This window comes from Paraburkholderia hospita (genome assembly GCF_002902965.1).
Taxonomy (GTDB): Bacteria; Pseudomonadota; Gammaproteobacteria; order Burkholderiales; family Burkholderiaceae; genus Paraburkholderia; species Paraburkholderia hospita.
The window spans coordinates 2,215,215-2,240,718 of sequence record NZ_CP026105.1 but is presented as its reverse complement, the minus strand read 5'-3'; the positions used below and the strand labels follow the sequence as shown (position 1 = coordinate 2,240,718).

General features: G+C 62.8%; 20 protein-coding genes and 3 pseudogenes. 14 read left to right on the top strand and 9 right to left on the bottom strand.

Features of this window, described 5'->3' with window-relative positions:
• Window positions 1-13: 13 nt before the first annotated feature.
• On the top strand, window positions 14-421 hold the full coding sequence (gene arfB, locus C2L64_RS10180; protein ID WP_007588492.1) for an alternative ribosome rescue aminoacyl-tRNA hydrolase ArfB: 408 nt from the start codon (window positions 14-16) through the stop codon (window positions 419-421).
• A gap of 44 nt (window positions 422-465) precedes the next feature.
• On the opposite strand, the gene C2L64_RS10175 is transcribed toward arfB, so the two are convergent.
• On the bottom strand, window positions 466-1,740 hold the full coding sequence (locus C2L64_RS10175) for an EAL domain-containing protein (protein ID WP_007588493.1): 1,275 nt from the start codon (window positions 1,738-1,740) through the stop codon (window positions 466-468).
• A gap of 330 nt (window positions 1,741-2,070) precedes the next feature.
• Here C2L64_RS10175 and C2L64_RS10170 point away from each other — a divergent pair, with 330 nt between their 5' ends.
• Window positions 2,071-2,361, top strand: a complete 291-nt coding sequence (locus C2L64_RS10170) for a putative quinol monooxygenase (protein WP_007588494.1) — start codon at window positions 2,071-2,073, stop codon at window positions 2,359-2,361.
• 123 nt (window positions 2,362-2,484) lie between these two features.
• On the opposite strand, the gene C2L64_RS10165 is transcribed toward C2L64_RS10170, so the two are convergent.
• From C2L64_RS10165 to C2L64_RS10155, 3 genes are all read right to left on the bottom strand, one after another.
• Window positions 2,485-2,742 carry a hypothetical protein gene (locus C2L64_RS10165; RefSeq protein WP_007588495.1) on the bottom strand — a complete coding sequence of 86 codons (258 nt, stop codon included), beginning with the start codon at window positions 2,740-2,742 and terminating at the stop codon, window positions 2,485-2,487.
• A gap of 269 nt (window positions 2,743-3,011) precedes the next feature.
• Entirely contained in the window at window positions 3,012-3,242 is a 231-nt protein-coding gene (locus tag C2L64_RS10160; RefSeq protein ID WP_007588496.1) for a hypothetical protein, read from the bottom strand.
• A 316-nt stretch (window positions 3,243-3,558) separates the two neighbouring features.
• Window positions 3,559-4,245, bottom strand: a complete 687-nt coding sequence (locus C2L64_RS10155) for a YdcF family protein (RefSeq protein ID WP_090838203.1) — start codon at window positions 4,243-4,245, stop codon at window positions 3,559-3,561.
• Window positions 4,246-4,537: 292 nt separating this feature from the next.
• Here C2L64_RS10155 and C2L64_RS10150 point away from each other — a divergent pair, with 292 nt between their 5' ends.
• On the top strand, window positions 4,538-4,852 hold the full coding sequence (locus tag C2L64_RS10150; RefSeq protein WP_007588507.1) for a hypothetical protein: 315 nt from the start codon (window positions 4,538-4,540) through the stop codon (window positions 4,850-4,852).
• Between the two features lie 343 nt (window positions 4,853-5,195).
• Here C2L64_RS10150 and C2L64_RS10145 read toward each other — a convergent pair whose 3' ends face one another.
• On the bottom strand, window positions 5,196-5,465 hold the full coding sequence (locus C2L64_RS10145; RefSeq protein WP_090838205.1) for a hypothetical protein: 270 nt from the start codon (window positions 5,463-5,465) through the stop codon (window positions 5,196-5,198).
• 407 nt (window positions 5,466-5,872) lie between these two features.
• A pseudogene (locus C2L64_RS10140) lies at window positions 5,873-6,268 on the bottom strand (transposase); the annotation flags it as partial.
• Window positions 6,269-6,686: 418 nt separating this feature from the next.
• On the opposite strand from C2L64_RS10140, the gene C2L64_RS10135 reads away from it, so the two are divergent.
• The 9 genes from C2L64_RS10135 to truB all read left to right on the top strand — a co-directional run bounded on the left by C2L64_RS10135 (window position 6,687) and on the right by truB (window position 19,067).
• Window positions 6,687-7,589, top strand: a complete 903-nt coding sequence (locus C2L64_RS10135; RefSeq protein WP_007588518.1) for a LysR family transcriptional regulator — start codon at window positions 6,687-6,689, stop codon at window positions 7,587-7,589.
• Window positions 7,590-7,711: 122 nt separating this feature from the next.
• Window positions 7,712-8,926: a pyridoxal phosphate-dependent aminotransferase gene (locus tag C2L64_RS10130; RefSeq protein WP_090838220.1), complete on the top strand. Its 1,215-nt coding sequence runs from the start codon at window positions 7,712-7,714 to the stop codon at window positions 8,924-8,926.
• Between the two features lie 338 nt (window positions 8,927-9,264).
• Window positions 9,265-10,332, top strand: coding sequence for an SMC-Scp complex subunit ScpB (gene scpB / locus C2L64_RS10125; RefSeq protein WP_090838207.1), 1,068 nt, complete (start codon window positions 9,265-9,267; stop codon window positions 10,330-10,332).
• Between the two features lie 60 nt (window positions 10,333-10,392).
• On the top strand, window positions 10,393-12,198 hold the full coding sequence (gene rluB / locus C2L64_RS10120; protein WP_090838211.1) for a 23S rRNA pseudouridine(2605) synthase RluB: 1,806 nt from the start codon (window positions 10,393-10,395) through the stop codon (window positions 12,196-12,198).
• Between the two features lie 457 nt (window positions 12,199-12,655).
• Window positions 12,656-13,114, top strand: coding sequence for a ribosome maturation factor RimP (gene rimP / locus C2L64_RS10115; RefSeq protein WP_007588523.1), 459 nt, complete (start codon window positions 12,656-12,658; stop codon window positions 13,112-13,114).
• Window positions 13,111-14,586 (top strand): transcription termination factor NusA, encoded by a 1,476-nt coding sequence (nusA, locus tag C2L64_RS10110; RefSeq protein ID WP_007588524.1) that lies wholly within the window; start codon window positions 13,111-13,113, stop codon window positions 14,584-14,586. Before rimP ends, nusA begins: the two co-directional genes overlap by 4 nt.
• Before the next feature lie 96 nt (window positions 14,587-14,682).
• A complete protein-coding gene (gene infB, locus C2L64_RS10105) occupies window positions 14,683-17,571 on the top strand; it encodes a translation initiation factor IF-2 (protein WP_103153687.1) in 2,889 nt (962 codons plus the stop codon).
• 179 nt (window positions 17,572-17,750) lie between these two features.
• On the top strand, window positions 17,751-18,116 hold the full coding sequence (gene rbfA / locus C2L64_RS10100; RefSeq protein ID WP_007588526.1) for a 30S ribosome-binding factor RbfA: 366 nt from the start codon (window positions 17,751-17,753) through the stop codon (window positions 18,114-18,116).
• Window positions 18,117-18,140: 24 nt separating this feature from the next.
• On the top strand, window positions 18,141-19,067 hold the full coding sequence (gene truB / locus C2L64_RS10095; RefSeq protein WP_090838216.1) for a tRNA pseudouridine(55) synthase TruB: 927 nt from the start codon (window positions 18,141-18,143) through the stop codon (window positions 19,065-19,067).
• 805 nt (window positions 19,068-19,872) lie between these two features.
• Here truB and C2L64_RS10090 read toward each other — a convergent pair.
• Window positions 19,873-20,172: pseudogene (locus C2L64_RS10090) on the bottom strand (IS481 family transposase); the annotation flags it as partial.
• 342 nt (window positions 20,173-20,514) lie between these two features.
• Here C2L64_RS10090 and C2L64_RS10085 point away from each other — a divergent pair.
• A complete protein-coding gene (locus C2L64_RS10085) occupies window positions 20,515-20,706 on the top strand; it encodes a hypothetical protein (RefSeq protein WP_007577173.1) in 192 nt (63 codons plus the stop codon).
• Window positions 20,699-22,768 (top strand): recombinase family protein, encoded by a 2,070-nt coding sequence (locus tag C2L64_RS10080; protein WP_007577171.1) that lies wholly within the window; start codon window positions 20,699-20,701, stop codon window positions 22,766-22,768. Before C2L64_RS10085 ends, C2L64_RS10080 begins: the two co-directional genes overlap by 8 nt.
• 27 nt (window positions 22,769-22,795) lie before the next feature.
• Here the strand turns inward: C2L64_RS10080 and C2L64_RS10075 are convergent.
• Together C2L64_RS10075 and C2L64_RS10070 are read right to left on the bottom strand one after the other, a co-directional pair.
• Window positions 22,796-23,641, bottom strand: a pseudogene (locus tag C2L64_RS10075) (IS481 family transposase); the annotation flags it as partial.
• 262 nt (window positions 23,642-23,903) lie between these two features.
• Window positions 23,904-25,469, bottom strand: a complete 1,566-nt coding sequence (locus C2L64_RS10070) for a DHA2 family efflux MFS transporter permease subunit (RefSeq protein ID WP_090838428.1) — start codon at window positions 25,467-25,469, stop codon at window positions 23,904-23,906.
• Window positions 25,470-25,504: the final 35 nt, after the last annotated feature.

The window sequence follows — 25,504 nt, the reverse complement described above, 5'->3', positions numbered from 1 at the left end:
ACGACCTTTTGACATGACTTCACGCTATCCGATCCCGCCGAACGAAATCGAACTGACGGCCGTGCGCGCGCAGGGCGCGGGCGGGCAGAACGTCAACAAGGTATCGAGCGCGATTCACCTGCGCTTCGACGTGCGCGCCTCGTCGCTGCCCGAGGTGTTGAAGATGCGCCTGCTCGCGATGAGCGACTATCGGATCACGCGCGACGGCATCGTCATCATCAAGGCGCAGGAATACCGAACCCAGGAAATGAACCGCGTGGCGGCGCTGGCGCGGCTCGACGCGCTGATCGACAGCGTCAGCGTGACCCGCAAGGCGCGCGTCGCGACGCGGCCGACGCGCGCGTCGAAGGAACGCCGGCTCGAAGGCAAGGCGAAGCGCAGTGACGTGAAATCGGGACGGCAACGCGTCTCGCACGACTAGGGCGCGTCAGACGTGGCAGCAGCGCCGCGCAAGCGTGCTTTGCCTCAAACGGGGCTCGCGTTAAGCACTTCCGGCAGGAAATCGACGCAAAACACATGCGTCGTGCCGTCGCGCTGGACGGTGACAGCCGCCGTGTAGCAGTCCTGGCCATCCATCAGCGAACAGTGCGGTCCCATCATCGCGACGCGTCCCGGCGCGGCGAGCGCATGCTTGAAATACGCGCGCCGCGACCAGTTGTTGCGCGTGTCGGGAAAGAGTGGCGCGAGCCGCGCGGGCGGCGATGGCGTGCCGCTCGCGGTGATCGATGGCGCCAGTTGCTCGCCGCGTTCGCTCAGCACGAACACGCGGCGCGCGTCGGGCAGCAGGAAGACGGGCTTCGCGGCCTCGTCCAGGTCGCCCGTCTGCATGTAGAGCGCGGCGCCCGCGAGCACGGCTTCCGTAAACCCCTCGAAGCCCGGCCGCTGATAGCGCGAATGCGAGCGCTCGTAGCTTTCGAAGCGTTGCCACATCTGCTCGATCAGCTCGGGCACGCGCGCGGTCGCCGCCTGTATCGATGCTTTCGGCTGGCCGAACCAGTAGCCCTGGATGAAATCGACGTCGGCCTGCATCAGCGTCATCAGTTCGTCTTCCGTCTCGACGCCTTCGGCGAGCACCAGCGTGCCCGACTGATGCAGCATGTTGATCAGATGGCCGATCAGCGAGTTGTCGTTGTCCTGGCGGCCGGCGCGCGCCACCAGCGACCGGTCGAGCTTCACGATGTCTGGCCGGAAGCGCCACACGCGATCGAAGTTCGAAAAGCCGGTGCCGAAGTCGTCGATGGCAATCAGGAATTCGCGCGGCTGCGACGCGGCGAGCATGCTGGCGACGGCGGATTCGTCGTCGGCGGGCTGCTCGAGCACTTCGATCACGATGCGTTCCTGCGGCAGTCCGAAATGCTCTGACAGTTCATCGATGAACGGGCGCTGCGGCCAGCCCGTTTCGAATACCTGCGGGCGCGTGTTCAGGAACAGCCATCCCGTGTCGATGCCTTGCGCCATGAAGTTCGCCACGTGCAGGCAGCGGGCGAGACGGTCGAGCGCGCGCGCGTCGGCCGTCGAGCGGGTGCCTGAGAAGAGCACGGCAGGGGAGATCGGATGACCGACGGGATCGAACGCGCGCAGCAGCGCTTCGTACCCGACCACGCGCTGATGCGTCACGGATACGACCGGCTGGAAGACGCTGCGCAACGTAATGGTTCGCCACGGCGCGGCCCATCCGGCCTCGTCCTGCACCATATGCTGCAGAAGGCCAGTGAGCGTCGTATCGTCGACGTTTGGCATGACGGCAGATTGTCCTATGCAGCGTGCGGCGCTCGCCCGTGTGCAGCGACATGCCGGCGGCAGGCATGCGCAACATCGGCGCAATGGAGGTCGTGCTTAAAGGCGATCGGATCGATGCCGTTCACGCGCGACTCCGCTCAGTTGTGCAGTTCAGTTTTGTGCAGTTCAGTTCGTCGAAATCAGTCTAGCAGTTCGTATGCGGTTCGAATGTTCGGGTTATCACAGACAGCTACAAGTGTCTGCGCAGTTATGACTCGAAGTTGGCGCAGATTGCCGGCGCGTTTGTGGCAGCGGCGCTATGCTGCTGGTTTTCCAGAACTGGAGTGCAGCATGTCGGAAATCGCGGTGGTGGCGATCTCGGTGGCGAAGCCGGGACATGAAGAGCAGTTGCGTGCGGCGCTCGAGGGTATTGTCGGGCCGACGCGCAAGGAGCGCGGTGCGTTGCAGTACGATTTGCATCGCGATTTGCGCGAGCCGCGCCGCTTTGTGTTCTTCGAGCGTTGGGAAAGCGAGGAGGCGCTGGCCGCGCATGCGAAGTCGGCGCATATCGACGCGTATAAAAAGGCTTCCGCGCAATGGATCGAATCGGCGGAACTGCGCATCGTGTCGAAGATCGCGTAACAGTTAGCAGGCGCAGCGGGCGAGGCTGGAAACAGCAAGGCCCGGCAGCGTGGCTGTCGGGCTCGGATTGAAGCGCAATGAAGCGCGATCAAGCAATCAAGCGCGCGGTATGCTCAGTGCGGCTCAGTGCGTCGCTTGCGGCACGTCCAGGATCAGGATGATGGTCCAGTCCGCGTCGCCTTCATGATGATACTGGCGCTCCGCGACGATGAACGGCTGCTGCTTGCCGGCCGGTCCGAGAAACAGCACGTCGCCTTCCATCGGCAGACATTCGACGGGCGGCAGCGCAAGGAACGCATCCTGATTGCCACGCGGCATGAGTTTTTCGATCTTGCGGGATGCTGCTTCAGTCCATTCGATGTCAAGCTGGATGTTGCTCATTCTGTCCTCCGCACCAGGGGCGCACGCGGGTTGGGTGAAGTGGGTTGATTCTTCGGTGCGCGACTTTAGCATAACGTCGATGCGCGCCTCGCGACATGCGATCGGCGCGTGATTTGCCCGCTGGCCGTCATCGACCCCCGCCGGCGCAAAAATAAAAAAGCCGAGGCCGTGTTGAACGGCTTCGGCTTTTTTGCATTGCGCAGTGATTCGGCCGCGAAGCGCGCCTGCATGTTTCCTATGCGCGTCGGCCGATGCGCAACGCAGTGCGCTTACTGGGCCGGCGCGGCCGGCTTCTTGTGATGCATGCCCTTGTTATGTTTCGACTGCGCCGGCGGCGCGCTTTCCATCGCCTGCTGCTTTGCCTGTAGATCTTGCGCGCGCTGCTCGACCTCGGCGGCCTTTGCCGGATCGGTACTCATCCGCACGCCTTGATCTTGCGCGTAAGCCGCGCCCGTCAGTGCCGAAAGGGAAACCAGGATTGCCAGGGACACTTTCTTCATCGTTGCCTCCGTAGAGAGTGGTTGTGGACCCGAGTATGGCCTGTCTGTTGGAACGACAGTGCATTCTAGCCAGCAATGTTCAGTCCAGCGTGTTTTCTGTAACAGAATTCACATACAGTTACGTCTGGTTACATTCATGAGCGGCGGCCGCGAAGGCGCTCCGCAGAAGCCATCGCGCATTGGCCGTATTGTGATGCGCTTCGCCGCGCGTGTCGCGACAAGTCAGATTTTCCCGCTCGTGCATGACGCGCAGTTGTCGGCTGGGCCCTTCGAATCCATCGGATAGCTAAGCAAGCTGCCACGCGCGCGGCGCGGATCAGAACCAGCCGATCTGCCGATAGACATGAAACTGAGCGATGCCGATCAGTTCGTGCAGCGCGATCTCGGCGTTGAAGAAGTTCGCCCGGCGGGGTAGCAGGCCGCGCGTTGCGCGACGGGTGTTCGACACGACGGGCAGCGGATTCATCTCGAAGCGGTGGAAGTCGAGCAAGGCCCGCGGCATCTGAAACGCGGATGTGACGAGCATCAACGAACCGTAATATCTGTCCGGCAGAATGGCAGCGACGTTGCGGGCGTTTTCGTACGTCGTCATGCTGGTATTTTCGAGGATGATGTCGCCGCGCGGCACCCCCTCGCGCAGCAGGTAGGGCAGGTAGGTGTCGGCTTCCGTCGCTTCGTGCTGCTGCGGATTGCCGCCGCTGACGATCACGTGGCACACGGGACTGACCCGCTTGCAGCGCGCGTAGAGATCGGCGCTCTTAACGATGCGGGCGAGCCCGTCCGTGGGCGGAACGAGCTTGCCGTCGCGTTGAACCGTACCCGTGCCGAGCATCACGATGGCGGTGTGAGCGGCGTAGGTTGCGGGAGCAACCGTCTGTCCACCGGACGGTGCACCGCGCTGGGCGAGATCGAGCAAGGGCTGGGCCAGCCACCCCGCGCCGAGCGCCCAGAAAACCACGATGGTCGTCACGCCGATCAGCGTGCGGGCGTTGCGCAGCAGCATAAAAGCTGCAAAAAAAAGCAGCAATAAAGTTAAAAGAATCAATTTTATTGGGGTAACGTATGGTATTCGGACATTCCACGAGCGGACTATCGCGGCTTCATGGGTCGCATCGCCGCCAGTTGGAAGCAGAACGCTAGCACGGCGTTCACACGGGGGCCGAAATAAACGGCGGCCAATGGCCGCATTGGCGGTAAAGGCGTGAAATCTTCGCCCTCCGTCGTGCGCACGTCAGCAGACGTGCCATTGTGTCGCGAACAAATAAGTCATGGCTGCACTTTAAGAAAGAAGTGAGATGACCGCTTATTCCAACGAAGTCGTACTCGAGGCGCTGCGACGGGCGCAATACCGTCAGGTGCCGTGGGCTAAGCGCCCGGGCGTTTTTCAATATCTCCGTTCGCTTGGCATGATGGACACCGTTCGTCAACGGACAGTCGCTCCTGCGCCGGGTTTCCATGCTCCTGTGGACATTGCGGTGCTGACCGAACTCGGCCGCGCCGAATTTGCGCGGCTCGCGCGCGATGAGCGCTCTCTCGATTGGGACGCGCGCCGTGTGCGCAACTATGTTTTCGCCGGCGCGGTCGCCGGAGAGAGGGCTACTGCCGTCTAGGCGACGGTGTTTCGCAGGGCGCGCGCACGTGAGAACAACGGAGCGCGCGGACAACGCGCCGCATGAGGCGCGTCGAGGGCATGTCGCCGCCATTTCCCCGTTTTTACACTTCTTTATGACGCCCGATTTGCGCCGGGCGGCGCGCCGTGCTGCGCGGACCTGACCGGCCGTCGACACAAAAAAAGCCCGTATCGCGAGGATACGGGCATACCGGAATTACTTCTGCCACGCTGTGCTTAATGGCATTGATGAGACTGGTGACACAGCAGGTGGTTCCCGATATCGCACATCTTCCACGTATGTCTTTGAGAGACGCCCGGGCTCGTCATGCGCTTCGACGCGCTTAATGTGCGGGCGCATGCCGCCGCTGCGACGCCTCGTCTCGCTGCCCGTCGGGCCGTGCCCGAACGTTGCTCGCGATATCGCCGCGCAGATCGCCACGTGGCGCCGGCGGTGTGAAATTCTGATTGCGCGCTTCCGCCTGCTGCCACGCCTGAAGCGTGGCAGGCTGCTCCGGCCGCCAGTTCCAGCCTTGCGGTCGTTGTTGCGCGAATGCAGTCGTGGCGAGCAGCGACATGAGCAGGCCGCAGACATGCAGTGACATTGGCCTCATGATCGGTTCCCGACAAGCCGGCCGGGACGGGCTTGTTTGCATACTCATACGGTATGCCGGGCTGCGAAAGCATGCTGTAAATAAAAGTAAATGGATGTTTCGTCCCGTCACCGTCGATATGCCAATCGGATGACTGCGGACGCAGGCGGGCGGGAGGGCGTCGGCGCTCGCGTGCGGCGATGCGCGAAGACGGACGCGCCGGCGTTGTAACCAGCGGAAAAATCGACGGACGGATCAGGCCGTCGTCAAGGAAGCGGAGACGTTGAGCGAGCGTCCGCGCGTATGCGATCGAACCCGCGCACGGGACTGACGCCTCTTCAGATCATGGGGAATCGGGCCGAACGGGCGCCGGCCTCAGAAACGCGCCGGGCGCCCAAGGGCGCCCGGTTGCGTGAATAGCTGGATCAGGCCATCTTGACAGGCGCGCGCCACGATTCCGGATTGGTCCAGAATGCGCCGCGCAGACGGTCGCGGCTCGGCGGTGCGGGCGGCTTCGCAGCCGTCGCGCCAATACGCCCGCGCAGCGAAATCTCGCGGCCGCTCGTGCCGAGACGCTTCACAATTTCCGCGAGTGTGCCGTCCGCCTGCCATTCGTCGAAACGACGACGGCACGTCGGCGGCGACGGGTAACGGCCCGGCAACTTGGACCAGCCTTCGCCCGTCGACAAAACCCACAACACGGCGTTGACTACCGCGCGAGCTTCGACGCGTGGTCGACCACGGCGTTCGCTCCGTGCCGGCTCCGCACAGAACAACGCCTCAACCAGCGCCCACTCGTTGTCTCTCAAATCGTCGAACACCATCATGTTTCACCTCAGCGAAGCTAACTCCGGTGCGCTGCCCCGCGCTGCGCACTCTTCATGCGCCCGATCGGTATCGGGCGCCGGCGGAGAGCCGGCCTATGCCTAGCGAACGGTTGTTTCACCAGTCCGAATCGGCGCCGACTCTTGTGCAAGGGGAAATGCATGAAGCGTGCCACCTTACACTTAACCGCCCCGAAGCCCCGCCACATCAAGCCGTTCCGGGCGTTAGCCTGGCCCGTATGAGAATCCAAAAAACTCATCACGCAAATCGGGACAATCACCAATCTTGTGCAATCAGGCCCGTCCGGCGTGCGTTTGCGCCTTCTTGCTGCATTGCAGCGAACACCACGAAACTGTGCGCGAACGTGCTTCAGAGCATAAAATTCGCATCAAACGACGTCATTCATGAGGAGAGGGGATGAATGTGACGCTGCGCCAACTGCGCGTGTTCATCGAAGTGGCGCGGCTGCAGAGTTTCAGCCGCGCGGGGAGCGAAATCGGGCTGACGCAGTCTGCCGTCAGCCGGTGCGTGCGCGAACTGGAGGCCGAGATCGGCCTGAAGCTGATCGACCGGACGACGCGCGAAGTCCAGTTGACGGACGTCGGCGGCAATCTGGTCGCGAGCGTGTCGCGTCTCTTGACCGATCTCGACGACGCGCTGCGCGAGATTCGTGAAATCGGCGAACAGCGGCGCGGCCGGGTGATGGTGGCGGCCAGCCCGACCATTGCGTGCCGGCTGATGCCGAATATCGTCGCGGCTTGCGGGGCGCAGTTTCCGTACATCACGCTCGGGCTGCGCGACGACGTGCAAAGCGACGTCGTGCGCAAGGTCAAGTCGGGTGAGGTGGACTTCGGCGTGGTGATCGGCCCGCTGTCCGCCGACGACCTGTTCACCGAGCCGCTGATGACCGACTCGTTCTGCCTCGTGTCGCGCGAAGACCATCCACTCGCGTCGCGCGCTCAGGTCGCGTGGCGCGAACTGGACGGCGAGCGCCTCGTGATGCTCGATCACGCGTCGGGCAGCCGGCCGATCATCGACGCCGCACTGGAAGCGCACCACGTGAGCGCCAATATCGTGCAGGAACTTGGCCATCCGTCGACGGTGTTCGGACTGGTGCAGGCGGGTATCGGCGTGAGCGTGCTGCCGTGGCTCGCAATGCCGCTGCCTGCGGGGTCGTCGCTGGTCGCCCGGCCGCTCGTGCCGCGCGCCGAACGGACCGTCGAACTGGTACGGCGGCGTGACCGCTCGCTGTCGCCCGCCGCCGACGCCGTGTGGAACCTGATTCATCAGGTGCCCGGCCGGACCGAGGATTTGCGCTGAGACCTTGATCGCGCGCGCTTGCCGGATTCGCGCCGTCCACATTTTGCGACACGTTACACTCGCATCTTTCGACAGACCCGCCGGGACCCTCGATGCACCAAACGGACTTGCCCCAGTCTCAGATGCCTGAATCGATGCCAGCCGCGTCGATGCCAACCGCGCGACCCGACGCCCGCGACGCCGTGCGCGCGCTGCGTCCGTCGCAGATCCGCGAAGTGGCGAACGCCGGCTTTGGTTTGCCGGACGTGTTGCCGTTCTGGTTCGGCGAGTCCGACCGCGTGACGCCGCCGTTCATTCGCGATGCCGCGAGCGCGGCGCTCGCATCGGGCGCGACGTTCTACACGCATAACCTCGGCATCGCGCCGTTGCGCGAGACGCTCGCGCGCTATGTGAGCGCGCTGCACGGGCCGACGTCGGTCGAACATGTGGCCGTGACCAGCGCGGGCGTCAACGCGTTGATGCTGGCGGCGCAACTGGTCGTGGGCGCGGGCGACCGCGTGGTTGCCGTGACGCCGCTGTGGCCGAACCTCGTCGAGATTCCGAAGATTCTCGGCGCACAGGTCGACACCGTGTCGCTCGTTTATGGTGCGGAGGGCTGGCGGCTCGATCTGGAGCGGCTGCTCGCCGCGCTGACGCCGGACACGAAGCTGCTGATGCTGAACTCGCCGAACAATCCGACCGGCTGGGTGATGAGCCGCGACGAGCAGCGCGTCGTGCTCGAGCATTGCCTGCGCCACGGCATCTGGATCGTCGCCGATGAGGTTTACGAGCGTCTCTACTACGCAGGCGAACCGGGCGAAAGTGCGCCCTCGTTTCTCGACCTCGCCGCGCGCGACGAGCGCGTGATCTGCGTCAATTCGTTCTCGAAAGCGTGGCTGATGACGGGCTGGCGGCTCGGCTGGATCGTCGCGCCGGCCTCGCTGATGGACGATCTCGGCAAGCTCGTCGAGTACAACACGTCCTGTTCGCCGGCGTTCGTGCAGCAGGCGGGCATCGCGGCGATCGAGCAGGGCGCGGCGTTCACGCGCGAACTGGTCGCCGATTTGCGCGCCTCGCGCGATCACCTGGTGCGGGCGCTGTCGACCGTGCCGGGCGTCGACGCAAAGGCGCCGCCGGGTGCCATGTACGTGTTCTTCTCTTTGCCCGGCGCGTCGCGCAGTCTCGATCTGTGCAAGGCGCTGGTACGCGATGCGAGGCTCGGGCTCGCGCCCGGCAGCGCGTTCGGGCCCGAAGGCGAGGGCTTCGTGCGATGGTGCTACGCGTGCGACACGGAGCGGCTAGACGCGGGCGTCGAGCGGCTCAAAGACTATCTCGAACGGCACGGCGCCGCGCGCTGAATGTGCTGAACGTGCTCTGACCATGTGAAAAGGCGTCGCGTGCCGAAGTCACGCGGCGCGCCGACGCGTTATGCATGGCCGTGTATGTCGATTACGGTGCAGTTTGGATTTCGTCTTTACGCACCGATTGTTTTTGCGTAATATGGCAGCCAGTCACGCGATTCCCTCGCGGAATTTCGCTGCTCCGTCGTCCGGCTGGGTTTGGCTCGATGCCTTTTTCGCCTCCCCCCGGTGCGTGCTCCCATCAATATGACCGATCAGAATCGGGCGAGCGCGTCTTCAGTTCCACATCGTCTGTTTGATCCGGTTTCTTTGACCACAGGGTCTGACCTAGCTGCATGAATACCCAAGAGGCGAAGATCGTCCTCGAGACTGCCTTGATCTGCGCGCAGGAGCCGTTAAAGCTCGGTGATTTGCGTAAGCTGTTTGCCGACGGCGTGTCGGCGGATACGGTCCGCACGTTGCTTGAAGACCTGAAGCACGACTGGTCCGGACGCGGTGTCGAACTCGTCGGACTGGCGTCCGGCTGGCGTTTCCAGAGCAAGCCCGCGATGCGCACGTATCTCGACCGCCTGCATCCCGAGAAGCCGCCGAAGTATTCGCGCGCGGTGCTCGAGACGCTTGCGATCATCGCGTACCGGCAGCCCGTCACGCGCGGCGATATCGAGGAAATTCGCGGCGTGACCGTGAATACGCAGGTCGTGAAGCAGCTCGAAGACCGCAGCTGGATCGAAGTGATCGGCCATCGTGATGTGCCGGGACGCCCGGCGCTTTACGCGACGACGCGCTCGTTTCTCGACGACCTCGGCCTGAAGTCGCTCGAAGAACTGCCGCCGCTCGACGATCCGTCGGCCCAGTCGAACATCGATCTGCTCGCGCAGCACGCAATCGAGTTTACGGACGGCGAAGCGGTTGATGTCGAGAGCGTCGCGGTGGAAGTGGGCGACGACGCTGTCGATGGCATGGCTCATGCTGCACTGGAAGGCGTCGAAGCTCCGGATGCCGCCGTCGAAGCCGAACGCGCCAGCGAAGAAACGCAGTCACAGCCAGACGCGGACGAAGCGGCAACGTTTGAAGAAGACATGCACGCGGCGTCGCAAGCATCCGTTGACCATGCCGGACCCGGCGTCGAACGCATGGATGCGTTGGCGCACACCGAACACCGCATCGCCGATGAGGCGACGCACGAAACAGAACTGGCTCATGAAGCCGGTTCCGACGCGCAGTCGGAAGAGCAACACGAAGATACGCGCGAATTGCATAACGAGACTGGGGACGCGGCTCGCGCCAACCCGGCCGGACCAGACCAGAGTCAAGCGGTGCATGACGATCATCATGATCGCCGCGACACCGCACCCGACGCGGGCGAACTCGCCGACGACGAAACCGAGTCGCGCAGCGCCTGACGTAACCGTACTTTTTGCCGCGCCCGCAATGGGCGCGCGACCTGACATTTTGAGGTTGTTTTGACAGACATCCACGACACCGATTCGTCCGAATCCGAGCGCGCCTTCGCTGCTGCGCGCCCCGACGAAACGCGCACGGCGCAAACGTCGGCGGGCGACAGCGAGCGCGGCGCGCACGCGCCGGACGCCGAAGGCGACGAGCGTCCGCGCCGCGGCCTGCGACGCGGTCCGCGCAGCCTGATCGCGCGTCGCCGCGCGGGGACGAAGGCGAAGGCGGCCGACGCTGCCGCGCAGCCGGCGCCCGCCGTGACGGAAGCGCCGCCCGACGGCGAAGTCGTCGCGCAAGTGCGGATGCCGCGCAAGGACGCGGCCGCCAAGGGGCAAGGCCAGGGCGGCCGCCGCGCGGGCGGCAAGCAGGGCGGACAGCAAGGCCCGCGGCAAGGTAATCAAGCCAATCAGCGCAAGAGCCGTGGCGGCGATGCAGGTGACGTGGCGCCCGCGGCAGCTGCCGAAGGCGACAAGCAGGACGATCTGTTCTCCTGGGTGACGTCGCCGGCCTTCGATGCCGACAACTCCGGAACGGGCGGCGTGCGTGCGCCGATGCTGCGCCGTGGCCGGCCTGCCGCACCCAAGCGCGTGCTGTCGCCGGACGACGACGCGCCCAAGCTGCACAAGGTCCTCGCCGAGGCGGGCATGGGCTCGCGCCGCGAGATGGAAGAGCTGATCGTCGCTGGCCGCGTGTCGGTCAACGGCGAGCCGGCGCACATCGGCCAGCGCATCATGCCGACCGATCTGGTGCGCATCAACGGCAAGCCCGTCAAGCGCAAGCTGCAGAACAAGCCGCCGCGCGTGCTGCTGTATCACAAGCCGACGGGCGAAATCGTCAGCCACGCTGACCCGGAAGGCCGTCCGTCGGTATTCGACAAGCTGCCGCCGATGAAGACCGCGAAGTGGCTGGCTGTCGGCCGCCTCGACTTCAATACGGAAGGCCTGCTGATGCTGACCACGTCGGGCGATCTGGCGAACCGCTTCATGCATCCGCGTTACAGCGTCGAGCGTGAATACGCGGTGCGCGTGGTCGGAGAACTGGCAGAAGGCAACCGGCAAAAGCTGTTGCACGGCGTCGAGCTGGAAGACGGTCCGGCGAACTTCCTGCGTATTCGCGACGGCGGCGGCGAGGGTACGAATCACTGGTATCACGTCGCGCTCGCCGAAGGGCGCAACCGCGAAGTGCGCCGGATGTTCGAAGCCGTCGGCCTGATGGTGAGCCGGCTGATCCGCACGCGTCACGGCCCGATCACGCTGCCGCGTGGCTTGAAGCGCGGCCGTTGGGAAGAACTCGAGGACAATCAGGTGCGCAGCCTGCTGGCGTCGGTTGGCCTGAAGGCGCCGGCCGAAGAGAAGGGCGGACGCCGCGCCGAGCCGGAACGTCGTCAGCCTGATCCGATGCAGACGTCGATGGGCTTCATCAACCGCGAGCCGGTGCTGATGTCGCATGGACGTTTCGACCAGCAGCAGCCACGCGGCGGCGGTCAGAACCGGCGCGGCGGAAAGGGCCCGGGCGCATTCGGCGCGTTGAATTCGGGCGCGGGCGGCGGCTTCGGCAATGCGAACCCCAATCGCGGCGAAGGACGTGGCCGTCCTGCCCGCGGCGAAGTCGACGGCAATCGCGCGCCTTCGGGCAACCGCGCGGCCGCGGGCGCCAATCCGAAGCGCGGCGGCAGCAGCGGCGGGGGCCGCACGCCGAACGGCGCGCCAGGTGGCAACCGTTCGAGCAACGGCGGCAATCGCACAGGCGGCAGTCCGAACGCCGGCGGCGGCAATCGTAGCGGCGGCGCGCCGCGCAACCGTTCGCGCGGACGCTGATCGCGTCATCGCTGCGGGCAGTCTTGATGTGCCCGTCGCGTTGCATGATTGAATTACCGGGGCGTTCGCGCCCCGGTTTGCGTTGGGCCAGCCCTGCTTGCGCCGCTTCGATGGTTTGGGGCGCGCGGGGCCATCCGCACGAAATGCCGTAAAACACCCTGTTTCGCGCCTTGATTACGGCGGAATCAGCCGCAAATGGACGTCAGTGGCCGGTCGGCGGTTTGCGTTCATCGTGAAAAATGGCTACAATCACGAAGTCACTGGGCGTGCGGTTTCATTTTCATGTGCGGCTCAGGTGCGACCACCGGCAATAAGATGATGGGCGTTTCGCCCATTTTTTTTTTGCCGCTTAGTTTATGTGGATCGGCATCTCGGGTAGCACGAACGTGCGCCGGCTTGGCGCGCAGCTCGCGGGTGTATCGCGAAGGCTTGCAGCGCGAACATCTTAGAGGGCACTGTGCAACTGACGGAACTGATTGAAACCACGGTCGTGGGCCTCGGCTACGAGCTCGTTGATCTCGAGCGCACCGGGCGCGGCATGCTGTGCGTGTATATCGACCAGCCCGCCGGCATCGGGATCGAAGACTGCGAAAAAGTTACCCGTCAGCTGCAGCACGTACTGACGGTCGAAAACATCGATTACGAGCGTCTTGAAGTATCGTCGCCGGGTCTCGACCGTCCGCTGAAAAAACTGGCGGACTTCGAACGCTTCGCGGGCAGCGAAGTGGTCATCACATTGAAAAAGCCATTGGACGGACGGAAATCGTACCGGGGCATCCTGCATGCGCCCGAAGGCGAAACGATCGGTCTGGAATTTGAAGGGAAGGAAGGCGCCGCGATGCTGGATTTCACGCTCGCGGATATCGACAAGGCACGCCTCGTTCCGAAAGTTGACTTTAGGAGCCGCAAACAATGAGTCGCGAAGTGTTGATGCTGGTGGATGCGCTGGCACGCGAAAAAAATGTCGACAAGGACGTGGTGTTTGCCGCGCTCGAGGCAGCGCTCGCGTCTGCATCCAAGAAACTCTTCGACGAAGACGCGGACATCCGCGTTCATATCGACCGTGAAAGCGGCGAGCACGAGACGTTCCGTCGCTGGAAAGTTGTGCCCGACGAAGCAGGGCTGCAGGAACCGGATCAGGAAATCCTGCTGTTCGAAGCGCGCGAGCAGAAGGCCGATGCGGAGATCGACGACTTCCTGGAAGAACCCGTTCCGTCCATCGAATTCGGCCGTATTGGTGCGCAGGCTGCCAAGCAGGTGATTCTGCAAAAGGTGCGCGACGCGGAACGCGAGCAGATCCTGAACGACTTCCTTGAGCGCGGCGAAAGCATCATGACGGGCACCGTCAAGCGTCTCGACAAGGGCAACTTCATCGTCGAATCGGGCCGTGTCGAAGCGCTGCTGCGCCGCGACCAGCTGATTCCGAAGGAAAACCTGCGCGTCGGCGACCGCGTGCGTGCATACATCGGCAAGGTCGATCGCACCGCGCGCGGTCCGCAGATCGAACTGTCGCGTACGGCGCCCGAGTTCCTGATGAAGCTCTTCGAAATGGAAGTGCCGGAAATCGAGCAGGGCCTGCTGGAAATCAAGGCGGCCGCGCGCGATCCGGGCGTGCGTGCCAAGATCGGCGTGGTCGCGTACGACAAGCGCATCGATCCCATCGGCACTTGCGTCGGCATTCGCGGCTCGCGCGTGCAGGCCGTGCGCAACGAGCTCGGTGGCGAAAATGTCGACATCGTGCTATGGTCGGAGGATCCCGCCCAGTTTGTGATCGGCGCGCTCGCGCCGGCAGCCGTCCAGTCGATCGTCGTCGATGAAGAAAAGCATTCGATGGACGTCGTCGTCGACGAAAACGAACTGGCCGTCGCTATCGGCCGCAGCGGCCAGAACGTGCGTCTTGCCAGCGAACTGACCGGCTGGCAGATCAACATCATGACGCCGGACGAGTCTGCGCAAAAGCAGAACCAGGAACGCAGCGTACTGCGCGACCTGTTCATGGCGCGTCTCGATGTCGACGAGGAAGTTGCCGACATCCTGATCGACGAAGGTTTCACGAGTCTCGAAGAGATCGCTTACGTGCCGCTCAACGAGATGCTCGAAATCGAAGCGTTCGACGAAGACACGGTTCACGAGCTGCGTAACCGCGCGCGTGACGCACTGTTGACGATGGCGATTGCGAACGAGGAGAAGGTCGAAGGCGTTGCGCTCGACCTGAAGAGCCTCGACGGAATGGATGCCGAGCTGCTCGCGAAGCTGGCTGAACATCAGATCCAGACGCGCGACGAGCTGGCTGAACTGGCTGTCGACGAGCTGGTCGAGATGACCGGCATGAATGAAGACGCCGCCAAGGCGTTGATTATGAAGGCCCGTGAACACTGGTTTCAATGAGATCCAAGACCATGAACCACTGACCTGATCGCGGCCGTAAGGCTGCATGACCCGATGCTAACCGCAAGGAACTGATCCTTGCATTAAGAGGAATGAATGGCGAGTAACAACGTAGCCCAATTTGCCGCGGAACTGAAGATGCCTGCAGGCGTGCTGCTCGAGCAGCTGCACGCGGCAGGTGTTCAGAAAGCGAGTGAGGACGATGCCTTGTCCGAAACGGACAAGGCGCGTCTGCTTGACCACTTGCGCAAGTCACACGGCTCGAACGATGCCGACAAGCGCAAGATCACGCTGACCAAGCGGCATACGTCGGAGATCAAGCAGTCCGACGCGACGGGTAAAGCTCGTACCATTCAGGTCGAGGTGCGCAAGAAGCGCACTTTCGTCCGCCGTGACGAAGCCGTCGAGCAAGGCGCGGAAGCATCGAACAATGTGGTCGAAGCGGAAGATCTGGAACTGCAGCGTCGCGAGGAAGAAGCGCGTCACGAGGCGGAACTGCTCGAGAAGCAGGCTCAGGAACTGAAGGAGCGCCAGGACCGTCTCGCGGCTGAAGAATCGGAGCGTCAGGCACGCGAACAGGCGGCCGAGGCGGAGCGTCGCCGCGCCGAAGAGGAAGCGGCGAAGAAGCGCGCAGCGGCGGTGGCCGAAGCTGCGGCTCGCGAGCAGGCCGAGCAGGAACGTGCGTCGTCGCAGGACGAAGAGCGCGCGGCGGCCGAGCGCGCAGCGCAGCGTGAAGCGGCGAAGAAGGCTGAAGACGCGGCACGCGAACAGGCCGAGAAGACGCGCCTCGAACAGGAAGAAATCGCGAAGCGCCGCGCCAAGGCGGAAGCCGAAGCACGTGCGATCCGTGAAATGATGAACACGCCGCGCAAGGCGCAGGTCAAGGCGCCGGAACCGGCACCGAAGCCCGTCGAGCCGGCCAAGCCCGCCGAAGCGAAGGGCACGCTGCACAAGCCGGCGCGTCCGGCTGGCGAAACGTCGGCGCGTCCGGCTGCGAAGAAGCCCACGACTACCACGGCGCAACCGGCAGCGACTACGCAGCCGGCAGGTCCCGGCGGCGACAAGAAGAAGGCGGGCGGCAAGGGCGGCTGGCAGGACGACGCAGCGAAGCGCCGTGGCATCAAGATGCGCGGCGACTCGAGCGGCGGCGTCGATCGCGGCTGGCGTGGCGGTCCGAAGGGCCGTGGCAAGCATCAGGAAGCCACGACCTTCCAGGCGCCGACCGAGCCGATCGTGCGTGAAGTGCACGTCCCGGAAACCGTTACGGTGGCCGATCTTGCGCACAAGATGTCGGTGAAGGCTTCGGAAGTCATCAAGGTGATGATGAAGCTTGGCCAGATGGTCACGATCAACCAGATGCTGGACCAGGAAACGGCGATGATCGTCGTCGAAGAACTGGGCCACCATGCCGTCGCGGCGAAGCTGGACGATCCGGAAGCGATGCTGGTCGAAGGCGAAGTCTCCGACGCGCCGCTGCTGCCGCGTCCTCCCGTCGTCACGGTCATGGGTCACGTCGACCACGGCAAGACGTCGCTGCTCGACTACATCCGTCGCGCGAAGGTTGCGGCGGGCGAAGCGGGCGGCATTACGCAGCACATCGGCGCGTATCACGTCGAAACGCCGCGCGGCGTCATCACGTTCCTCGATACGCCGGGTCACGAAGCGTTCACGGCAATGCGTGCGCGTGGTGCGAAGGCAACCGACATCGTGATTCTGGTCGTCGCAGCGGATGACGGCGTGATGCCGCAGACGAAGGAAGCGATCTCGCACGCGAAGGCAGGCGGCGTACCGCTCGTCGTCGCGATCAACAAGATCGACAAACCGGACGCGAATCCGGACCGCGTGAAGCAGGAACTCGTCGCGGAAGGCGTGGTGCCGGAAGAATACGGCGGCGATTCGCCGTTCGTGTCGGTATCGGCCAAGACGGGCGCGGGCATCGACGATCTGCTCGAAAACGTGCTGCTGCAGGCGGAAGTGCTGGAATTGAAGGCACCTGTCGAAGCACCGGCCAAGGGCCTCGTGATCGAAGCGAAGCTCGACAAGGGTAAGGGTCCGGTTGCAACGATCCTCGTCCAGTCGGGTACGCTGAACCGCGGTGACGTCGTGCTGGCAGGCAGCGCCTACGGCCGCGTGCGTGCAATGCTCGACGAAACCGGCAAGCCGACCAAGGCGGCAGGTCCGTCGATCCCGGTCGAAATTCAGGGTCTATCGGAAGTGCCGGCGGCGGGCGAAGAAGTCATCGTCATGCCGGACGACCGCAAGGCGCGCGAAGTCGCACTGTTCCGTCAGGGCAAGTTCCGCGACGTGAAGCTGGCGAAGCAGCAGGCCGCGAAGCTGGAAAACATGCTCGAGCAGATGGGCGAAGGCGAAGTGCAATACCTGCCGCTTATCGTCAAGGCGGACGTGCAAGGCTCGCAGGAAGCACTGGTGCAGTCGCTGCTCAAGCTGTCGAACGACGAAGTGCGCGTGCAGATCGTCCACAGCGCGGTCGGCGGCATCAGCGAGTCGGACGTCAACCTGGCGACGGCGTCGAAGGCGGTCATCATCGGCTTCAACACGCGTGCGGATGCGCAGGCGCGCAAGCTGGCGGAAACCAACGGTATCGACATCCGTTACTACAACATCATCTATGACGCAGTGGATGAGGTGAAGGCGGCGATGTCGGGCATGCTGGCGCCGGAGAAGCGCGAAGTCGTCACGGGCATGGTCGAAGTCCGTCAGGTCTTCAAGGTGCCAAAGGTTGGCACGGTGGCGGGCTGTATGGTCACGGATGGCGTGGTCAAGCGTTCGTCGTCGGTGCGCGTGTTGCGCAACAACGTCGTCATCCACACGGGCGAACTCGATTCGCTCAAGCGCTTCAAGGACGATGTCAAGGAAGTGCGCCAGGGCTTCGAATGCGGTATGTCGGTGAAGAACTTCAACGACGTCCAGGAAGGCGATCAGTTCGAAGTCTTCGAAGTCACGGAAGTCGCGCGTACGCTGTAATTCAGGCGTCAAGCGCATGAGGGGCGGGGCGGGGCGCTGAAGCCCGGTCCCGCCCCTTTGTTTTTGTATCGACTTTTTTGTCGTGTTTGCCGCGTTTGCGTTCGACTTGTCTGTGGCTCGCTGCCGCCGAATGCGCGACGAACATCTTGCCATCCGGCAGCACGGATCACGGATTCACCATGCCTAAGAAACGTACTTCTCCCAATCGCAATGTGCAGATCGCCGATCAGATTCAACGCGACCTGTCCGATCTGATCCGCGAGGTCAAAGACCCGCGGATCGGTATGGTCACGTTTCAGAGCGTCGAACTGACGCCTGACTATGCCCACGCGAAGGTCTATTTCACGACGCTGACGGGCGATCCTCATCAGACGCAGGACGCGCTCAATCACGCCGCGGGCCATTTGCACAATCTGCTGTTCAAGCGCCTGCATATTCACACGGTGCCGACGCTGCATTTCCACTACGACAAGACGATCGAGCGCGCGGTTGAGATGTCACGCCTGATCGACGAGGCGAATGCTTCGCGCGCGAAAGACGACTGATCGCAGGTCGAGGCAAGCGCACATATGACTCAGAATCAACGTCCCAAGGTGCCGCGCCGCGCGCTGGATGGCGTGCTGCTGCTCGACAAGCCGGTGGGTCTGTCTAGCAACGACGCGCTGATTCGCGCAAAGCGTCTGTATCTCGCGAAGAAGGCGGGCCACACGGGCACGCTCGATCCGCTCGCGTCAGGTCTTCTGCCGCTCTGTTTTGGTGAAGCGACGAAGTTTTCGCAAGATTTGCTGGAAGCGGACAAGACGTACGAAGCCACGATGCGGCTCGGAATTCGCACGACGACGGGCGATGCCGAAGGCGAGGCTATCGAAACGCGCGACGTCATGTGCACCGAGGCCGCCGTCGAGCAGGCGCTAGCGCGATTTCGCGGCGACATCGTTCAGGTGCCGCCGATGTATTCGGCGCTCAAGCGCGACGGCAAGCCGCTGTACGAGTACGCACGCGCGGGGCAGACTGTCGAGCGCGAAGGGCGTCAGGTGAGGATTCATGCGCTCGAACTTCTCGCGTGTGCATTGCCGGATGTGACGTTTCGCGTGACGTGTAGTAAGGGGACGTATGTCCGTACGCTGGCCGAGGATATCGGCGAGGCGCTTGGGTGTGGTGCGCATCTCGTGATGCTGCGGCGCACGGGTGTCGGCGCGTTGACGCTTGCTGATTCGGTGACGCTGGATGCGTTGTCGGATGCGCTGCCTGACCAGCGCGACGCGTGGATTCAGCCTGTTGATGCGTTGCTGTCGACGTTTCCTTCTGTTCAGCTCGATGCTGAAGCGACTCGTCGTTTTTTGCATGGTCAGCGGTTACGGCTTGCTGATCTTGCTGTTGATGAGAGTGTTCTTCACGCCGCTCGTGCGCGGGTTTATGCAAGTGAGGGGAAGCTGCTTGGGGTCGCGAGAGTGGGTGAGGGCGTGTTGGCGCCTGAGCGGTTAATCGTGAGTTAGGTTTTCGCTTACGCGGTTTGGTTTTGGTTTGCCATTCGTTGGCATCCGCGATTTGTCTTCGTGCTTCAAGCGTCAACTCTGTGCGTTTGACTTTTGGCTCGCATCCGCGGTTGAGCCTTCGCGGCGCGGGCGTTACCGGGCGGTGTGTTTGCCTTTTCGCTGGCATCCGCGCTATGCCTTCGTGCTTCATGCGTCGCCCCTGTGCGGGGCGGCACCTACTTTTCTTTGCCGCCGCAAAGAAAAGTAGGCAAAAGAAAGCGGCTCACACCGCCAACATTTCTTCTTGCCTGAGGGCCCCCAAACGGTCCTACGCTTCACACGGCAACGTACTTGTTCGCGTGCGTTGCCAACACGCTGAACGAGCGCCTCACCCACTTCAGACACCCACACAAGAACTAGCGGCAGTGAATGGTTTCTGCCGCCCAGGCGGCAAACTGTGTGTAGGTTGTCGCGTCGTATAGCTTGGCGCTCTTACATGGTGGAACACGTCTGCTATCGGTCCGGAGTGAGGCGTGCGGGTCACTACGACCTACACACAGTTTGCCACCTGGGCGGCGGCGGAATATCTGGCACGGCACGCTGTAACGCGGGTGCGTGAAGTGGGTGATGCGTATGGAGAGAACGTTGGCAACACACGCAAACAGGTGCGTTGCCGTGTGAAGTGTGGGACCGGTTGGGGGCCCTCAGGCAGGTACAAGAATTAGCGGTGTGAGCCGCTTTCTTTTGCCTACTTTTCTTTGCGGCGGTGTATGGACCGGGGACATGGGTAACGGGTGTGCGGGGACATGGGTAACACCTTATCCGTTCATTCTGGCTCATCCAGGTTGATGATTGTCAGTCGATGATGCATGAAATACACGTCATAGCAGTTCTCAAGAGTTGCATGTGGCCGGATGGCGACGGGCATGTTGTGCAGGGCATTCGATACCTTGAAATGTCGTGATCTGAAACGCAGTTCGCCATTCCATCGCACGCGCACAACCGTGTCGTTGCTGCCGTATTCGATAGGCGGCAGCTTCTCAGGATAGGTCCGCGCACTGACGCGGTATCGGGTGGCTGGCGTAGCCATGTCCAACGCCTGATGCGGACGCTGATGGTTGTACAAGCCGTCAACACAACGCCCATATCACCGAGTCAAGGGAAGTTCTCTATCGTTGGCACCCGTGGTACGGGCACACGGTATGGATTTTCACCACGATAGAGAGGAAGAACGCCGAGTCAGTGCTGCGCTGTGGGCGAGAGCCGTTCGACACGGCGGGCTTGCTGGAGGTGCCGCAATGGATGTTCGATCCCGTTGCCTGCTGTCGCATTACCTCGGCAACGTCTCCCGCCGTCAGCTGTGAAGCATTGAGCGAACTGAAGCACCTGCTGGCACAGGCGCCTGCTGCCGGGCAACGCGGTGTGGTACAAGCCGAGCACCATCCTTTGCTCCGTACAGGAGGTGCTGATGCGACGCCAGACCAGCCCGCAACCGGGCGCTCAACTCGACCTGTTTCATCCTTTTCCGAAGACGCCACAGTGGACGCACCTGCCGCAGGAGGTTCGGCAGGAGACGGTGCGTTTGCTGGCGCAACTGCTGCGGCAACACCGTCGTGGGCTGTTCACCGTCGTACACGAGCCGGAGGTGCGCGATGAATGAGAAGATTCGGGCACAGCATCTGACGCGCAAGGCCATGCTGTACGTGCGCCAGTCGTCGGCCTACCAGGTCAGCCACAATCTGGAGAGCCAGAAGCTGCAGTATGCGATGCAGGATCGTCTGCATCAGTTGGGCTGGAACGAGATCGAAGTGATCGACGAGGATCTGGGGCGCTCTGCGGCCGGAACGCAAACGCGCACGGGCTTCGAACGGATGGTGGCAGAGGTCTGTCTTGGGCACGTCGGCGCAGTTGCCGCTCGTGAGGTTTCGCGATTTGCGCGCAACAGTCGCGAGTGGCAGCAGCTGGTTGAGGTGTGCCGCATCGTCGACACGGTGCTCGTTGATCAGGAGACCGTGTACGCGCCACGACAGAGCAACGATCGTTTGCTGCTCGGCTTAAAGGGTAGCCTGAACGAATACGAGCTGGATCTGCTGCGTCAGCGTTCGCTCGAAGCTCGGCGGGAGAAGGCCAAACGTGGCGAACTCGTCGTCGCGGCGCCGGTGGGTTACTGCAAGACCGAAGACCAGCGCCTGGAGAAGGATCCGGATTTGCGCGTGCAGGACGCCATTCGCTCGGTGTTCCGCCAGTTCGGCGCGATTGGATCGGTGCGTCAGACATTGTTATGGTTTCTGGAGCACGGCCTGCAGTTGCCGGCATGCACGCCGCGCGGCGAAATCCAATGGAAACGGCCGAGCTACGGCACGGTGTACCGGATTCTGACCAACCCGATCTACGGTGGCGCGTATGCCTATGGCAAGACTGAATGCACGATCAATTACGAAGGCGGGGAACCGCGCAAACGTGATCGCCGTAAACCTCGGAATGAGTGGCTTGCGCTCATTCCCAATGCCCACGACGGGTACGTTCAGTGGGACGAATTCGAGCGGATCCAGTGCGCGATCAATGGCAACCTGCGTCTGGCCGGACACGCAGGCGCCCCAAAGAACGGCGAGGCCCTACTGGCGGGACTGTTGCGCTGTCGGCGCTGCGCGAGCAAGCTGACGCTACACTACACGGGTAACAGGCACGACGCCTTGCGCTATAGCTGTCATCGCGGCTGGCTGGACAAGGGACAACCGCGTTGCATTGCGTTCGGTGGCACGCGCGCGGACGCGGCCATCGCCGAGGCGGTCTTGCAGGTCGTTCAACCGGCGGCAATTGAGGCAGCAATGGTGGCGCGCGAAGAAGAGACCCTGAAGCAGGATGAAGTGCTGGCTGCGCTGCAGCGGGATCTGCAAGCGGCACGTTATACCGCCCAACGCGCGCAGAAACAATACGACGCTGCTGACCCTGACAACCGGCTTGTCGCCGACGAACTGGAGCGGCGCTGGAATGATGCGCTGCTGCGCGTGGAGGAAGTGGAATCGCGCATCGAGCAACAGTCGCGCACATCCGGTCAGACACCGCCTGCCCAGCCCGATGAGTTTGCCGATCTTGCTGCAGCGTTGGAATCGATCTGGCCGCAGGCCGACGCCCGACTGAAGAAGCGTATTGTGCGCACCCTGATCCATGAAGTCGTGGTCGACGTCGACAACGCAACGAGCGAAATCGTGCTCGTCATCCACTGGAAAGGCGGAGTACATACCGAGATTCGCGTGCCACGGCGGCGTCGCGGTGAGAACACCACGCATACGTCACGCGAAGCGATTGATGCCGTGCGCCAGCTCGTCCGTATCTGTCCCGATCTGGTCATTGCTGGCGTGCTCAATCGCAATGACCTGCGAACCGGCCGGGGTAACTTCTGGACCCAGGAGCGAGTCACCGCGTTGCGTAGCCACCATCAGATCCCTGTCTATTCGAGCGAGCGACGTGCCGCTGAAGGATGGATGACATTGACCGAGGCTGCGGCGTTCGTCGGCGTGAGCCCCGGAACGCTCAGGCTTGCGGTCGAGCGCAACGAGATCGTAGCCGAGCATCCGTTGCCCAATGGTCCGTGGATCTTCAATCGCAATTCACTGGGCGGGGACGCCGTCTCCGAACTCGTGGCCAGGGCACGTGCACGGCGCGGATACCCCACAAAACCAATGGCACAACAGGGCTCTCTAGATTTATCAAGCACATAGCGAGGTTGGGCAGTATGAAACACACTTGTACACCGTGCGCCATGCATCGAATGCGTTCTGGGCGTTGCGCAGGGTACGGAAGTGCTGGCCATTGAGGACTTCCGCCTTCAAGGTTCGATGAAACCGTTCGTCCTTGCCATTGGTTTGCGGATGCAACGGGCGGCTGTGGGACAGTCGCACGCCCAGACGAACAAGCCAGACTCCCAGTGCGGTAAGCTGTCCCGGCTGGCCCGGACTGCCCCACGGCGAACCGTTGTCCGCGTTGATGCGCAACGGCAGACCGTAGCGACGGAAGGTCTGCCGCAAGTGGGTGAGCACGATGCGGGTGTCAGTCTTGCCGCAGGCATCGAGCACAAGATTAAAGCGTGAATGATCGTCCAGTACCGTCAGCGGCGAGCAGCGCCGTCCGTCCTGCAACTCAAACCAACCCTTGAAATCCATTTGCCAGAGATCGTTCGGCTGTGCGTGCTCGAAACGCTGCCAGGGCGTGGCGGCCTCGGAGGCCTCGGGGCTGATCAGGTCATGACGGTGAAGGATGTCAGTAATGGTGCTGGGCGCGGGCACCCCGACGTGGCCCTGATCACGCAGGCGCTGGCCGATCTTGCGCCCACCCCAGGCCGGATGCGCCCGTCGCAGCGCAATGACGTCCTGTTCGAGCTGCGGCGCCGTGCGCGCCGGGCTCTGCTGCGGCCGACGCGAACGATCGGTCAGTGCGGCATCGCCACCCTGCGCGTGACGGGCCAGCCACTTGTAACCGGTCTTGGGGCTGATCTCGAAGCGCCTGCACAGTGCACGCCGGTTGGCGCCTTCCTGCGAGGCGAGTTCAACGAATTCCAGACGGAGGTTCATGGTGTCTCTCGGGTTCCAGGACATGAGCGGCTCCGGGCGAATAGTTCGCCCAGAGTGTTACCCATGTCCCCGCACACCCGTTACCCATGTCCCCGGTCCATACACGGCGGCAAAGAAAAGTAGGTGCCGCCCCGCACAGGGGCCACGCGTGAAGCACGAAGGCATAGCGCGGATGCCAGCGAAAAGGCTAGAACAACCAAACCGGCCGTGCCACGAAGTCAAATCGCGGATGCCAGCGAAAAGCAAACCAAACCAACAGCCCAAAGGGCAAATCAAAAGCGTACGTTCAATGCGCCGCCGACGCCGCAGCGGCTGAATCCCCACCACCCGCACGCTCAGGCTTCGTCACCCAGATCAACGCAATCAGCGCAACAAATATCCCCGCCGAAATATAAAAGAGATCATTCACCCCAAGCTGCGCCGCCTGCTGCGTCGTCATCGAATTGACGAGCCCATACGCCTGCGACTGATTCAGCCCGAGCCCACTCATCTGCGTAACCGATTGATTGAACACAGGGTTATACGCATTCGCATGCTCGCTCAACTGCGCGTGATGCAGAATCGATCGATGATCCCACGCCGTCTCGAAGATCGACGTGCCGATCCCACCACACATGATCCGAACGAAGTTCGACAGCCCCGACGCCGCCGGAATCCGGTTCCCCGGCAACCCCGACAGCGTGATCGACACTAGCGGAATGAAGAAGCCCGCCATGCCGATCCCCTGGATCAACGTCGGCAGCATTAGCGAATAGGTATCAACGCCCGTCGTATAGCGCGAGCGCATCCAGAAACACAGCGCGAACACCAGAAACGACGCCGTCGAGATATAGCGCGGATCAGTGCGCGGCAGAATCTTGCCCGTCAGCGGCGAAAGAATGATCGCGAACACGCCGACAGGCGCCATCACGAGACCCGCGTCCGTCGCCGTGTAGCCGATGTCGGTTTGCAGCCAAAGCGGCAGCAGCACGAGATTGCCGAAGTACAGTCCATAGCCGATCGCGAGCGCCACCGTGCCGCCCGTGAAATTGCGCAGCTTGAACAGCGACAGGTCGACGACAGGATGCTTGTCCGTCAGCTCCCACACGATAAAGAACGCCAGCGCGATCACGGCCGTCAGCGCAAGCACCACGACCGTCGTCGATGAAAACCAGTCGAGATCCTTGCCCTTGTCGAGCATCACCTGCAACGAGCCGACCCACGTGATCAGCAGCAGGAGACCGACCATATCGATCGGCGCTTTCTTAATGACGGAATCGCGGTTGCGGAAGATCGCCCATGTGGCGAGCGCGGCGATGATCCCGACCGGGATATTCACGTAGAAAATCCACGGCCACGAGATGTTGTCGGAAATCCAGCCACCAAGAATAGGACCGGCAACGGGCGCGATCAATGTCGTCATCGCCCACATCGATAGCGCCATCGGCGCCTTCGCACGTGGATAACTCGCGAGCAGCAGCGTTTGCGACAGCGGAATCATCGGACCGGCCACGGCGCCCTGCAACACGCGCGAGGCGAGCAGGAACGGCAGGTTCGGCGAGAGCCCGCACATCCACGACGAGATCACGAACAGCACGATCGACGCCATGAACAGGCGCACCTGGCCGATGCGGTCGGTGAGCCAACCGGTGAGCGGCACGGAGATCGCATTGGCGACCGCGAACGACGTGATCACCCACGTGCCCTGGTCGGACGACACGCCGAGGTCGCCGGAGATCGACGGAATCGACACGTTTGCAATCGACGTGTCCAGCACGTTCATGAAAACGGCGAGCGACACCGCGATGGTGCCGATCACCAGTTGCGCGCCCTCGAGCGGCGGGTGAGGGACTTGCGCTTGAGACTGAGCCATCTATTGTTCGAACCTTGTCTGATGCAGATGCGTGG

Bases quoted from the DNA above. Each gene is read 5' to 3' on its own strand.
- C2L64_RS10150 (WP_007588507.1), top strand. From the start codon at position 4,538: ATGACCGCTTATTCCAACGAAGTCGTACTCGAGGCGCTGCGACGGGCG.
- C2L64_RS10085 (WP_007577173.1), top strand. From the start codon at position 20,515: ATGCGACGCCAGACCAGCCCGCAACCGGGCGCTCAACTCGACCTGTTT.
- C2L64_RS10130 (WP_090838220.1), top strand. From the start codon at position 7,712: ATGCCTGAATCGATGCCAGCCGCGTCGATGCCAACCGCGCGACCCGAC.
- scpB (WP_090838207.1), top strand. From the start codon at position 9,265: ATGAATACCCAAGAGGCGAAGATCGTCCTCGAGACTGCCTTGATCTGC.
- infB (WP_103153687.1), top strand. From the start codon at position 14,683: ATGGCGAGTAACAACGTAGCCCAATTTGCCGCGGAACTGAAGATGCCT.
- arfB (WP_007588492.1), top strand. From the start codon at position 14: ATGACTTCACGCTATCCGATCCCGCCGAACGAAATCGAACTGACGGCC.
- C2L64_RS10070 (WP_090838428.1), bottom strand. From the start codon at position 25,469: ATGGCTCAGTCTCAAGCGCAAGTCCCTCACCCGCCGCTCGAGGGCGCG.
- C2L64_RS10175 (WP_007588493.1), bottom strand. From the start codon at position 1,740: ATGCCAAACGTCGACGATACGACGCTCACTGGCCTTCTGCAGCATATG.
- nusA (WP_007588524.1), top strand. From the start codon at position 13,111: ATGAGTCGCGAAGTGTTGATGCTGGTGGATGCGCTGGCACGCGAAAAA.
- C2L64_RS10135 (WP_007588518.1), top strand. From the start codon at position 6,687: ATGAATGTGACGCTGCGCCAACTGCGCGTGTTCATCGAAGTGGCGCGG.
- C2L64_RS10170 (WP_007588494.1), top strand. From the start codon at position 2,071: ATGTCGGAAATCGCGGTGGTGGCGATCTCGGTGGCGAAGCCGGGACAT.
- C2L64_RS10160 (WP_007588496.1), bottom strand. From the start codon at position 3,242: ATGAAGAAAGTGTCCCTGGCAATCCTGGTTTCCCTTTCGGCACTGACG.
- rbfA (WP_007588526.1), top strand. From the start codon at position 17,751: ATGCCTAAGAAACGTACTTCTCCCAATCGCAATGTGCAGATCGCCGAT.
- C2L64_RS10155 (WP_090838203.1), bottom strand. From the start codon at position 4,245: ATGCTGCTGCGCAACGCCCGCACGCTGATCGGCGTGACGACCATCGTG.
- C2L64_RS10080 (WP_007577171.1), top strand. From the start codon at position 20,699: ATGAATGAGAAGATTCGGGCACAGCATCTGACGCGCAAGGCCATGCTG.
- C2L64_RS10165 (WP_007588495.1), bottom strand. From the start codon at position 2,742: ATGAGCAACATCCAGCTTGACATCGAATGGACTGAAGCAGCATCCCGC.
- C2L64_RS10145 (WP_090838205.1), bottom strand. From the start codon at position 5,465: ATGAGGCCAATGTCACTGCATGTCTGCGGCCTGCTCATGTCGCTGCTC.
- truB (WP_090838216.1), top strand. From the start codon at position 18,141: ATGACTCAGAATCAACGTCCCAAGGTGCCGCGCCGCGCGCTGGATGGC.